Origin of the sequence: Klebsiella sp. 10982, assembly GCF_048589245.1 — a bacterium.
Taxonomy (GTDB): domain Bacteria; phylum Pseudomonadota; class Gammaproteobacteria; order Enterobacterales; family Enterobacteriaceae; genus Klebsiella; species Klebsiella quasivariicola.
This window is the reverse complement of the sequence record NZ_JBMAXV010000036.1, coordinates 1-11741: the sequence shown is the minus strand read 5'-3', so window position 1 is coordinate 11741 and position 11741 is coordinate 1. Positions and strand designations below refer to the sequence as shown.

At 61.9% G+C, this 11741-nt stretch carries 11 protein-coding genes; 8 read left to right on the top strand and 3 right to left on the bottom strand.

Translation table 11 applies throughout. The annotated features are described in order from the left end of the window. Positions 1–70 precede the first annotated feature (70 nt). The 4 genes from phnL to phnP are packed head-to-tail and all read left to right on the top strand — an operon-like array spanning position 71 to position 3221. Positions 71–751, top strand: coding sequence for a phosphonate C-P lyase system protein PhnL (gene phnL / locus ACKLKD_RS21635; protein ID WP_080897641.1), 681 nt, complete (start codon positions 71–73; stop codon positions 749–751). Continuing rightward, on the top strand, positions 748–1884 hold the full coding sequence (phnM, locus tag ACKLKD_RS21630) for an alpha-D-ribose 1-methylphosphonate 5-triphosphate diphosphatase (protein WP_025712565.1): 1137 nt from the start codon (positions 748–750) through the stop codon (positions 1882–1884). The genes phnL and phnM overlap by 4 nt, the downstream gene beginning before the upstream one ends. After that, the gene (gene phnN, locus ACKLKD_RS21625; protein WP_025712564.1) at positions 1884–2447 is read left to right on the top strand and encodes a ribose 1,5-bisphosphokinase; all 564 of its coding nucleotides are present in this window, start codon (positions 1884–1886) and stop codon (positions 2445–2447) included. The genes phnM and phnN overlap by 1 nt, the downstream gene beginning before the upstream one ends. A 15-nt stretch (positions 2448–2462) precedes the next feature. Continuing rightward, on the top strand, positions 2463–3221 hold the full coding sequence (gene phnP / locus ACKLKD_RS21620; protein WP_008807250.1) for a phosphonate metabolism protein PhnP: 759 nt from the start codon (positions 2463–2465) through the stop codon (positions 3219–3221). Between the two features lie 22 nt (positions 3222–3243). On the opposite strand, the gene yjdP is transcribed toward phnP, so the two are convergent. Together yjdP and ACKLKD_RS21610 are read right to left on the bottom strand one after the other, a co-directional pair. Next, on the bottom strand, positions 3244–3597 hold the full coding sequence (yjdP, locus tag ACKLKD_RS21615; protein ID WP_080897642.1) for a DDRRRQL repeat protein YjdP: 354 nt from the start codon (positions 3595–3597) through the stop codon (positions 3244–3246). Between the two features lie 70 nt (positions 3598–3667). After that, positions 3668–5953, bottom strand: coding sequence for an ATP-binding protein (locus ACKLKD_RS21610; RefSeq protein WP_080924692.1), 2286 nt, complete (start codon positions 5951–5953; stop codon positions 3668–3670). 178 nt (positions 5954–6131) lie between these two features. Here ACKLKD_RS21610 and ACKLKD_RS21605 point away from each other — a divergent pair, with 178 nt between their 5' ends. The 4 genes from ACKLKD_RS21605 to ACKLKD_RS21590 all read left to right on the top strand — a co-directional run bounded on the left by ACKLKD_RS21605 (position 6132) and on the right by ACKLKD_RS21590 (position 10701). Beyond that, positions 6132–7652 carry a sugar ABC transporter ATP-binding protein gene (locus ACKLKD_RS21605; protein ID WP_087805849.1) on the top strand — a complete coding sequence of 507 codons (1521 nt, stop codon included), beginning with the start codon at positions 6132–6134 and terminating at the stop codon, positions 7650–7652. Continuing rightward, entirely contained in the window at positions 7649–8647 is a 999-nt protein-coding gene (locus ACKLKD_RS21600) for an ABC transporter permease subunit (RefSeq protein ID WP_002885172.1), read from the top strand. Before ACKLKD_RS21605 ends, ACKLKD_RS21600 begins: the two co-directional genes overlap by 4 nt. Before the next feature lie 30 nt (positions 8648–8677). Then, positions 8678–9619, top strand: a complete 942-nt coding sequence (locus ACKLKD_RS21595) for an ABC transporter substrate-binding protein (RefSeq protein WP_008807254.1) — start codon at positions 8678–8680, stop codon at positions 9617–9619. Between the two features lie 74 nt (positions 9620–9693). Next, positions 9694–10701 carry a carbohydrate kinase family protein gene (locus tag ACKLKD_RS21590; RefSeq protein ID WP_080924695.1) on the top strand — a complete coding sequence of 336 codons (1008 nt, stop codon included), beginning with the start codon at positions 9694–9696 and terminating at the stop codon, positions 10699–10701. 124 nt (positions 10702–10825) lie between these two features. Here the strand turns inward: ACKLKD_RS21590 and ACKLKD_RS21585 are convergent. Continuing rightward, positions 10826–11741, bottom strand: a 916-nt coding sequence (locus ACKLKD_RS21585) for a nucleotidyl transferase AbiEii/AbiGii toxin family protein (protein WP_420061986.1), incomplete at its 5' end; no start/stop codon positions are given.

Below are 11741 nucleotides of genomic sequence, written 5' to 3'. Positions count from 1 at the left end.
CTACAGGTGCGTTATTCGTAGGCCGGGTCAGCGAAGCGCCACCCGGCAACCCAACCCCGCGAGAGCTAACATGATACGCGTTGAAAACATCCATAAAACCTTTGTTCTGCACCAGCAGCACGGCGTGCGTCTGCCGGTGCTGGCCGACGCCTCGCTGACCGTTAACGCCGGGGAGTGCGTGGTCCTCCACGGCCATTCCGGCAGCGGAAAATCGACGCTGCTGCGTTCGCTGTACGCCAATTATCTGCCGGACAGCGGCCATATCCATATCCGCCACGGCGACGAATGGGTCGATCTGGTCACCGCCACGCCGCGCAAGGTGCTGGAAGTGCGTAAAACCACCATCGGCTGGGTCAGCCAGTTTCTGCGGGTGATCCCGCGCATTTCGGCGCTGGAGGTGGTGATGCAGCCGCTGCTCGACCTCGGGATGCCGCGTGAAGCGAGCGCCGCAAAAGCCGCCCAGCTCCTGACCCGCCTCAACGTTCCGGAACGCCTGTGGCACCTTGCGCCGTCGACCTTTTCCGGCGGCGAACAGCAGCGGGTCAACATCGCCCGCGGTTTTGCGGTCGACTATCCGATCCTGCTCCTTGATGAACCCACCGCCTCGCTGGATGCCAAAAACAGTGCTGCCGTGGTCAACCTGATCCACGATGCCAAAGCGCGCGGCGCGGCCATCGTGGGGATTTTCCATGACGAAGGGGTGCGCCGTCAGGTCGCCGACCGACTGCACTCCATGGGAATGACAGCATGATTATCAATAACGTAAAACTGGTTCTCGACGACGACGTGGTCCACGGTTCACTGGAAGTCCAGCACGGTCGCATTCTCGCCTTCGCGGAAAGCCAGAGCCGGCTGCCGCAGGCGCTGGATGGGGAAGGCGGCTGGCTGCTGCCAGGCCTTATCGAACTGCATACCGATAACCTCGACAAGTTCTTTACCCCGCGACCGAAGGTGGACTGGCCGGCCCACTCGGCGATGAGCAGCCATGACGCCATGATGGTCGCCAGCGGTATCACCACCGTGCTCGACGCCGTGGCGATTGGCGACGTGCGCGATGGCGGCGATCGTCTTGAGAATCTGGAGAAGATGGTCAATGCGGTGGAAGAGACGCAAAAGCGCGGCCTTAACCGCGCCGAGCACCGCCTGCACCTGCGCTGCGAACTGCCGCATCACACCACGCTGCCGCTGTTCGAAAAGCTCATCGAGCGTGAGTCGGTGAGCATGGTCTCTCTGATGGACCACTCGCCGGGCCAGCGTCAGTACGCCGATCGCAGTAAGTATCGCGACTACTATCAGGGAAAATACCATCTGACGAATGACGAGATGGACCGTTTTGAAGCCGAGCAGATGGCCCTGGCCGCCACCTGGTCACAGCCCAATCGCCAGACCATCGCCGCCATGTGCCGCGCCCGCCGTATCGCCCTCGCCAGCCACGACGACGCCACCGAGGCCCATGTGGCCGAATCCCACCAGCTGGGGAGCGTCATCGCCGAGTTTCCCACCACGCTGGCCGCGGCGCAGGCTTCACGTCAGCATGGGATGCACGTCCTGATGGGTGCGCCCAATATCGTGCGCGGCGGTTCCCACTCCGGCAACGTCGCCGCCCACCAGCTGGCGAGCCACGGTTTGCTGGACATCCTCTCCTCTGACTATTACCCCGCCAGCCTGCTGGATGCGGCGTTCCGCATCGCCGACGCCGAGGATAACGCCTTCACCCTGGCGCAGGCGATCCGCCTGGTCAGTCAGCATCCGGCGCAGGCGCTGGGCCTTGACGATCGCGGCGTCATCGCCGAGGGGAAACGCGCCGACCTGGTGCTGGCGCACCGTCGCGGCGAGCATATCCACATCGACCATGTCTGGCGCCAGGGAAAGAGGGTCTTTTAATGCCAGGAAAACTGATTTGGCTGGTGGGCCCTTCCGGCTCCGGTAAAGACAGCCTGCTGGCGGCGCTGCGCCAGCGCGAGCACCCGCAACTGCTGGTGGCGCATCGTTACATTACCCGCCCGTTTAACGCGGGCAGCGAGAATCATATCGCCCTCAGCGAACATGAATTTTTTACCCGCGCCGAGCAGCATCTTTTTGCTCTCAGCTGGCACGCCAACAATACTTACTATGGCATTGGCGTGGAGATCGACCTGTGGCTACACGCTGGCTTTGACGTGGTGGTCAACGGCTCCCGCGCCCACCTGGCGCTGGCCCGGGAACGCTACGGCGAGGTGCTGGTGCCGATCTGTCTCGCCGTCTCGCCGCCGGTGCTCCGCCAGCGGCTGGAGCAGCGCGGCCGGGAAAACGCACTGGAAATCGCCCAGCGTCTGGATCGCGCCGCGCGCTATAAGCCGGACAATTGCCTGACGTTGAATAATGACGGGAGTCTTCGACAATCGGTTGACGATTTCTTCCGCCTGCTGCGCAGCCACGTGGCACGCGTAGAGGATCAGCCGGTATGAGTGAAAGGTGACACGATGAGCCTGACAATCCGTTTAACCGGCACCGGCGGCGCCCAGCTGGTGCCCGTCTTCGGCTGCGACTGCGCGGCCTGCCGCCGCGCCCGCCGCGAGGAGAGCCACCGCCGCCGCCCCTGTAGCGGCGTGGTCACGTTCAACAGCGCCGTGACACTGCTTGATGCCGGACGACCGGATCTGATGGAACATCATCCTGCCGGTAGTTTTCAGCAGGTGCTGCTGACCCACTACCATCTGGATCATGTGCAGGGGCTGTTTCCGCTGCGCTGGGGAGTCGGCGCGTCGATCCCGGTCTATGGCCCGCCGGACGACGCCGGCTGCGACGATCTGCTCAAGCACCCCGGCCTGCTCGATTTTAGCCATACCGTCACGCCGTTTGTGGTGTTTGACCTGCAGGGGTTGCGGGTAACGCCCCTGCCGCTCAACCACTCGAAGCTCACCTTCGGTTATCTGCTGGAGTCGGCCCACAGCCGGGTGGCCTGGCTCTCGGATACCGCCGGGCTGCCGGACAAGACGCTGAAGTTTTTACTTAACAACCGCCCGCAGGCGATGATCATCGATTGCAGTCATGAGCCGCGCGCGCAGACCCCGCGTAACCACAACGACCTAAACACCGTCCGCCACCTTAACCAGGTGATTGGCTGTCCTCGGGTGATCCTCACCCATATCAGCCACCAGTTAGATGTCTGGATGATGGATAACCCGCTGCCGACAGGTTTCGAAGCGGGCTATGACGGGATGGAAATCGTGCTGGATTAAGTGCTGGTCCGTTGCGGGGCGATCAGTAGCTATCATCCAGACGACGCTGGTCGCTTTCTAACTGACGACGATCCTGATCGAGCTGACGCTGGCGTTCATCCAGCTGGCGGCGGCGGTCGTCAAGCTGGCGCTGGCGATCGTTATATTGCTGCTGATTATCCCTACGCTGCTGGCGGCTGCCCTGATAGCTGCCATCATCATACCGGCCATCGTCATCGTATCTGTCGTCGTCATCGGAGCGACTGCTGCCCGGGTTATAGGCGTCGTTAATGGCTTGCTGAATATTGCCGATCGCGTCATCGATAATATCGGCGCGAGCGGCCAGGCTGGTCAGCGACAGGGTGCAAAAGAACAGTGCGGTTGCGTAACGTTTCATCGGGGCCAATCTCGTCAGAGTCCTGCCGCTACCTTAATCAAGCGTACACCCCCCGAGTAGCGGAGGAATCTCAAATCCTCGCGTACGCCGCGCTCAGCGCCTGCGCCAGCTGGGCGCGGGTAAACGGCTTACGCAGCCACTCTACCTCCGGCAGGGCCGGGTTCTGCGCCGGACGCAAATCCTGGCCGCTGATCAGCAGCACCGGCAGCGCCGGAAAGCGGCGTCGGGCGGTATGGATCACGTCGGCGCCGCTCAGGGCGCCGGGCAACATCAGATCGCTAATCAACAGGGCGATATCCGGCGACGCCGCCAGCAGTTGCAACGCCTCTTCACCGCTGGCGGTTTCCAGCGTCAGCCAGCCCAGCTGATGCAGCTGTTCACACAGCGTCCGGCGCACGTCCTCTTCATCTTCCAGCACCAGCGCCAGCCGTTCCCCCGCCGGCAGCGGCTCGTCTTCCGCTGGCGCCACCGTCGTCTCAACCTCGGTCATCGCCCGCGGCAGCTGCAGCCGCACCGTCGTCCCCTGCCCCGGCGCGCTCTCCAGCGCCACCCGGCCGCCCGACTGGCGCACAAAGCCATACACCATCGACAGCCCCAGGCCGCTGCCGCTGCCGGTGGCTTTGGTGGTGAAGAACGGTTCAAACACCCGGGCCTTCACCGCCTGCGACATCCCGCAGCCATGATCGATCACCTCCAGGGCCACCATATCCTGCCGCTGGCCGCTGCTGCGGGTGACCCGCTGATTCCAGGTACGTATTTTGATAATCCCGTCGCGCCCCGCCATGGCGTCACGGGCGTTCATCACCAGATTGATCAGGGCGTTTTCCAGCTGGCCGACGTCTATCCATGCCGGCCACGCCGGCGACTGCGCCTCAATCTCCAGGCTTAAGGTCGCCGGCAGGGAGTGGCGCATCAGCTCGCTGAGGTTCTCCAGCAGCGGCGCCATCGCCACCGCCTGCGGATGCAGCGCCTGTTTGCGCGAAAAGGCCAGCAGCCGCTGGGTCAGAAGCGCCCCACGCTCCGCCGCCTTCAGCGCCCTGGAGAGGCGCGGCGCATCGCGTGCGTCCGGCTCCACCAGCTCGAGGCTGCCGATGATCACCGCCAGCAGGTTGTTAAAGTCATGCGCCAGGCCTCCGGTCAACTGGCCGACGGCCTTCATCTTCTGGCTGTGCAGCAGCGCCTCCTCCAGCTCCTGGCGCTTAATCCGATCGATCTCCATCTGGGTGGTCTTCTCTTTCAGCAGCCGGGTGGTGTGCTCCAGCGACGCCGTATTGCGGGCGAAGACGTTAAAGGCCCGCGCCAGCTCGCCCAGCTCATCGCGCCGCTGCAGGGCCGGCACCGAGACGTTCGGCTCCCCCTGAGCCAGCCGCGACATCGCCCGCGAGATAGCGGTCAGGTTCGAGCCGAGGTTACGGTAGATATACCATCCTGCGCAGCCGGTGATCGCCAGCGCCAGCAGCGCGGAAAGCAGGATAAACATGCTGATGGAGCGCAGCTCGCGATGGCTCTGCGCCGCCCGCTGCTCGGAGGCTTGCGCCACGCGGGTCACGTACTGATTGATGTCCTCGTTAAGCAACGCGACCAGCGCTTTGATGTGGTACATGTACCAGCTGATCGTCAGGTCGCTCTCCTCCAGCTGGGCCGACAGCGGGGCCAGCGTCGCCAGCTCCCGGGTAACGTCGGGCAGGAAAAACGCCAGCGCGGGATCGGCGCTATGGGCCGGCAGGTCGCCGCGCAGCTGGTCGAGCTGCAGGACGATCGACCGCGGCGTGACGGTATGGATCGCCGCCACGATCAGCCGGTCCATCTCGGCCAGCCGGCGCGGATCGATCGCCTTATTCCCGCCGCGATCGTTAAGATCGGCGAGATGGCGCAGGTTGCTCTGATTCTGATAAAGCGAACTCAGCAGCGCATTGCGCTGCAGATGGCGGCGCTGGCCGCGCTCCAGCATCTCCGCCACGCTCTGCTGCAGCGCGTTGCTGCGGCGAATAATATTGGCCACCCGCGCCTGCTCCTGCTGCGCCAGCGGGGCCGCCGCCAGCTGGGCCAGCGAGTGCTTCAGCGCCTGCTGCGTCGCCAGTAGCCGTTCCGCTTCGCTTTTGTACTCCAGCGCCCCCACCACCTGCGACAGGCGCACCGCCGCCGTGGCGACATTCGCCGTGTCCCGCGCCAGATCCATACTGCCGCGCATGTCGTTGAGAGTCTGGCGCTGCACCTGTTCCTGCAGCTGGCTGGCATGGTGAAAGCCAAACACCGCCACGCCGCTGACCAGCAGGGTGACCACGCCCATCAGCAGATTAAAGGAGAGCAGGCGGCCACGGGCGCTGGTGAAAAACGGGTGTCGGCGAGCGGTCATAGCAACTCCGGTGAAGGATCGGTCGGCAGATAGGCGTGACGGTGCAGAAAATGACGCCGCGTAACTGTGATCGCGGTTAACTATTTATCACTATGACAAATATGAATGGATTCTGACATCCTGCATTTATTTTCCGGTGGTGGACTGCAGCTATGTTCTCACAGACAGGAGCGCCGCGATGACCGCCACCCCGGTACTGGAAATGCGCCATATCGCCAAAGCTTTTGGCAAATTCTACGCGCTGAAGGGCGTCGACCTGACGGTCTGGCCCGGCGAGATCCATGCCCTGATGGGCGAAAACGGCGCCGGAAAAAGCACACTGATGAAGATCCTCGCTGGCGCCTATACCGCCACCAGCGGCGAGATCCTGATCGACGGCAAACCACAAACCATCCGCGGCCCAAAAGATGCGCTGGCCGCCGGGATCACGCTGATCTACCAGGAGATGCAGCTGGCGCCGAACCTCACCGTCGCGGAAAACATTTTCCTCGGCAGCGAGCTGGCGCGCGGTGGTCTGGTGCAGCGTAAAGCGATGCTCAGCCAGGCGCAGGCGGTGATCGACCGTCTCGGCGCCCAGTTCAAAGCCAGCGACCGGGTGATGACCCTGACCATCGCCGAACAGCAGCAGGTGGAGATCGCCCGCGCGCTGCACCGTCAAAGCCGCATTCTGGTGATGGATGAACCCACCGCCGCCCTCTCCTCGCGGGAAACCCAGCGCCTGTTCGATCTCATCCTGCGCCTGCGCGATGAGGGGATGGCGATTATCTATATCAGCCACCGCATGGCGGAAGTGTATGAACTTTCCGACCGCGTCAGCGTCCTGCGCGACGGGCAGTATGTCGGCAGCCTGGTGCGTGACAAGCTCAACGCGCCGGAGCTGGTGCGCATGATGGTCGGCCGCCCACTCAGCGATCTGTTCAATAAAGAACGCGATATTCCCCGCGGCCAGTCGCGCCTGCGGGTCGAGGCGCTGACCGATGGCGGCAAGGTGAAGCCCAGCAGCCTGGTGGTGCATGCTGGCGAAATCGTCGGCCTCGCCGGACTGGTCGGCGCTGGACGTTCCGAACTGGCGCAGCTGATCTTCGGGGTGCGCAAAGCCACCGGCGGGGTGATTGAGATCGACGGCGAGCCGGTGGTGATCCACTCGCCCCGCGAAGCCATCGACCTCGGGATCGGCTTTCTGACCGAAAACCGCAAAGAGCATGGGTTGTTTCTCGAACTGGCGGCTCAGGAGAACATCACCATGGCGACGCTGGAGCGCGACGCGAACTGGGGGATGCTCAACCGCCGGAAGGCGCAAACCATCTCCGATGACGCCATCCAGTTGCTTAACATCCGCGTGCCGCACGCCCAGGTGCGCGCCGGCGGGCTGTCCGGCGGCAACCAGCAGAAATTATTGATTTCACGCTGGGTGGCGATTGGCCCGCGCATCCTGATCCTCGATGAACCCACCCGCGGCGTCGACGTCGGCGCGAAAAGCGAGATTTACCGCATCATGAACGACATGGCGCGCCAGGGCGTCGCCATTCTGATGATCTCCAGCGAGCTGCCCGAAGTGGTGGGCATGAGCGACCGGGTCTATGTGATGCGCGAGGGCGCTATCGCCGGCGAGCTGCAGGCCGGCGATATCAGCCAGGAAAGCATCATGACGCTGGCCACCGGCGTGAACGATTCTCACCTAAAGGCAGGGCAACTATGAGCATACCGAAAGAGACCTCCGCGCCGGTCGCGAAATCCGCTTCGGCGAAAAAAATGTTGATGGGCGACCTGATGCAGACCGTCGGCATTCTGCCGATCCTCATCCTGATCGTCGCCGTGTTCGGCTTTATCGCCCCCAACTTCTTCACGGAAAGCAATCTGCTGAATATCACCCGCCAGGCCTCGATCAACATTGTGCTGGCGGCGGGAATGACCTTCATCATCCTCACCGGCGGCATTGACCTCTCCGTCGGCTCCATCCTTGGCACCACCGCAGTGGCCGCGATGGTGGTGTCGCTGATCCCGGCGTTTGCGTTGCTGTCGATTCCGGCGGCGCTGATGCTCGGCCTGCTGCTCGGCCTGTTCAACGGCGCGCTGGTCGCCTTCGCCGGGCTACCGCCGTTTATCGTCACCCTCGGTACCTACACGGCGCTGCGCGGCGCCGCCTATCTGCTGGCCGACGGCACCACGGTGATCAACTCCGATATCAGCTTCGAGTGGATCGGCAATGACTACCTCGGCCCAGTGCCCTGGCTGGTAGTCATCGCCCTGGCGGTGATCGCGGTGTGCTGGTTTATCCTGCGCCGCACCACCCTTGGGGTGCATATCTACGCGGTGGGCGGCAACATGCAGGCGGCGCGGCTGACCGGCATCAAAGTCTGGCTGGTACTGCTGTTTGTCTATGGCATGAGCGGCCTGCTCTCCGGCCTTGGCGGGGTGATGAGCGCTTCGCGGCTGTACAGCGCCAACGGCAACCTCGGCGTCGGCTACGAGCTGGATGCCATCGCCGCGGTGATCCTCGGCGGCACCAGCTTTGTCGGCGGTATCGGCACCATCACCGGTACGCTGGTGGGGGCGCTGATTATCGCCACCCTCAATAACGGCATGACCCTGATGGGGGTCTCCTACTTCTGGCAACTGGTGATCAAAGGGGCGGTGATCATCATTGCGGTGCTGATCGACAAATACCGTACCCGACACCATCAAAGTGCATAACAACAACATCTTACCTGCGAGGAAAAGCGAATGCGTTTAAAACCGATAGTGACCGCGCTGTGTGCTGGCGCGCTGCTGGCCGCCTCCCCCTTTGCGTCGGCCAAAGAGCTGAAAGCGATTGGCGTGACGGTGGGCGACCTTGCCAACCCGTTCTTTGTGCAGATCACCAAAGGGGCGGAGCTGGAGGCCCGTAAGCTGGCGGGAGATAACGTCAAAGTGACGCTGGTCTCCAGCGGCTACGATTTGGGCCAGCAGGTGGCGCAGATCGATAACTTTATCGCCGCCAAAGTCGATATGATCATCCTCAACGCCGCCGATTCGAAGGGCATTGGCCCGGCGGTGAAGCGAGCCAAAGAGGCCGGGATCGTGGTGGTGGCGGTTGACGTCGCCGCCGAAGGCGCCGACGCCACCATTACCTCCGATAACACCCAGGCGGGCGAGCTGGCCTGTAAATACATTAGCGACCGCCTGAACAACAAAGGCAACGTGGTGATCATCAACGGGCCGCCGGTCTCAGCCGTACAAAACCGCGTCGAAGGCTGCGAAACGGAGTTTAAAAAACATCCGGATATAAAAATCCTCTCCTCCAACCAGAACGCCAAAGGCAGCCGGGAAGGCGGCCTGGAGGTAATGACCTCCCTGCTGGCGGCCAATCCGAAGATTGACGGCGTGTTCGCGATCAACGATCCGACGGCGATTGGCGCCGATCTGGCGGCAAAACAGGCGCAGCGTAGCGAATTCTTCATTGTGGGCGTCGACGGCAGCCCGGACGGCGAAGAGGCGCTGAAGCGTAAGAACTCCCTGTTCGTCGCGACGCCGGCGCAGGATCCGCAGGTCATGGCGGCGAAGGCGGTGGAGATTGGCTACGACATCCTGCAGGGCAAACCGGCGCCGACCGCGCCAGTGCTAATCCCGGTGACGATGATCGACAAAAACAACGTCAGCTCTTACAAAGGCTGGACCGTGAAATAAGCGCAACCCGGCGCACAATCGTTCCGCCGATTGTGCGCTACGCTTAACAAGTATGACGGCGCGGAGTAGCGATCATGGAACGTAAAGGGATTATTGCCGCAGGCAACATGCTGGTCGATCATGTCCACCAGATCAGGCAGTGGCCGGAGCGCGGCTGGCTGGTGGAAATTGTCCATAGCGAACGCGCCACCGGCGGCGCGCCGCTGAATGTCCTGCTGACCCTGGCTAAAATGCATGCCGGACTGCCGCTGCAGGCGGTTGGCCTGATTGGCGAGGATAACGACGGCGACTACATTACCGCCATGCTCGATCAGTACCATATCAATCGCCAGCTCGTGCAGCGCACCAGCTCCGCCCCCACCTCGATGACCCAGGTGATGACCGACGCCGACGGCCAGCGCACCTTCTTTCACTCACCCGGCGCCAACCGCCTGCTTGACCTCCCGGCCTTTGAGCCGCTGGATGCGCCGCTGAAGATTTTCCATCTCGGCTATCTGCTGCTGCTCGAAAGCCTTGATCGGCCCGACGAGGCGTTCGGCACCCGCAGTGCGCGACTGCTGGCGCAGATGCGCGATCGAGGCTATGAAGTGTCCCTCGACCTGGTGTCGCGCAAAGGCGATCCGCGCTACCGGCCGCTGGTCCTGCCGGCGCTGGCGCATCTCGACTACCTGACCATCAATGAGCTGGAGGCCAGTGAGTTTAGCGGGCTGGAAATCCGTCTGCCCAACGGCGAGCCGCACGTCGCTAATATCGCCCGCGCCGCCAGCGCATTACTTGACGCCGGCGTGCGCCAGCGGGTGGTGATCCATTGTCCGGAGGGGGCATGGGGTGTATCCCGCACGGAAGCCGGGCGCTGGGTACCGTCATGGCGGCTGCCGCCGGAGGAGATTATCGGCAGCGTCGGCGCGGGGGATGCCTTCTGTGCGGGCCTGCTGTATGGCAGTCACGAACGCTGGCCGTTAACCGACAGTCTGCAGCTGGCCCACGCCTGCGCCCGCGCCAGCCTGCAGGCCGCCAATGCGATCGACGGCGCCAAAACGCTCCCTGAGCTGCAGGCGTTTATTCAGTTGCAGAATGGTTAGACTGGGTAGATCCCGCTATCAGGGCGATGCCACAGGAGAACGACGTATCATGGCGAGAAAAGGGATACGGTTTTTTCAAATCACGCCTGTTTTACGCTGAGTTCAACAAGGGCGGGCCAGGTAACTAACTGCGCCACTCGGCCAACACCTTTTCCAGTTTATCTAATGACTCAGCGCGTTTTATCGCTGGCATCTGATGAATATTGCGCAATTTCCACTGCACGGCAGGCAAATCCTGAATACGCGTTTCCGGCGCTAAACGCCAGTCTGGTTCGCCTCGTTTAAATGACAGCAAAAAATCGACATCCTGTTGCGTGAAACAGGATTTTAACGCATCAATCATCCTGTAGGGGACTGCTGTCAGTTCCTCCAGGGCTATCGTCTCAAATGTCATCCCGCTGAATTCACGGTAAAAGGGTTCAGCAATATCTTTCCAGCGAGGACTAAGCACTTCAGCCAGAGGCCGATTATGGCTAAGTAAATACGCGATAAACCCATTGAAAATGGGACGGTTAAGCTCCTGCGCATCAAGAAGTAATTTCACATCATAAAAATCTCTGGGATGCTGGCGATCCAGCGCCGCGCATAATTTTCCACCGTAGAGATCGGGCAACGAAACCACCGGAAGGCTGGCATAGCCAAAAACGTCCTCTACCGCCCCCACCACTTCTCGCTCCTGTGGCGGATATAATGTTCCCCGTGCGACCGGTGAGACCTCTATCTTTATTTGTGCGCTATCGGTAGTAACAATGACACGCATCTCATCGGAACGATTAGCTTGTAATACAGCGTTCATACCTGCCTGTTGTTGCAGATTGGCGGCAATACGTGCAAGCGCATCCCGTATATGAGGTAAAGCGATCGCTCTGCTTTCCAGGGGCACCCAGGCGAGGTCGATATCCACCGATAATCGTGGGAAATCACGGATAAAGAGATTGATTGCCGTGCCACCTTTCAGCGCAAATTCCCGTTCGACGGCAACATAGGGTAAAACCTGCATTAACAGAGCAACCTGCCGATAATAGGGCGCCTGTATATCC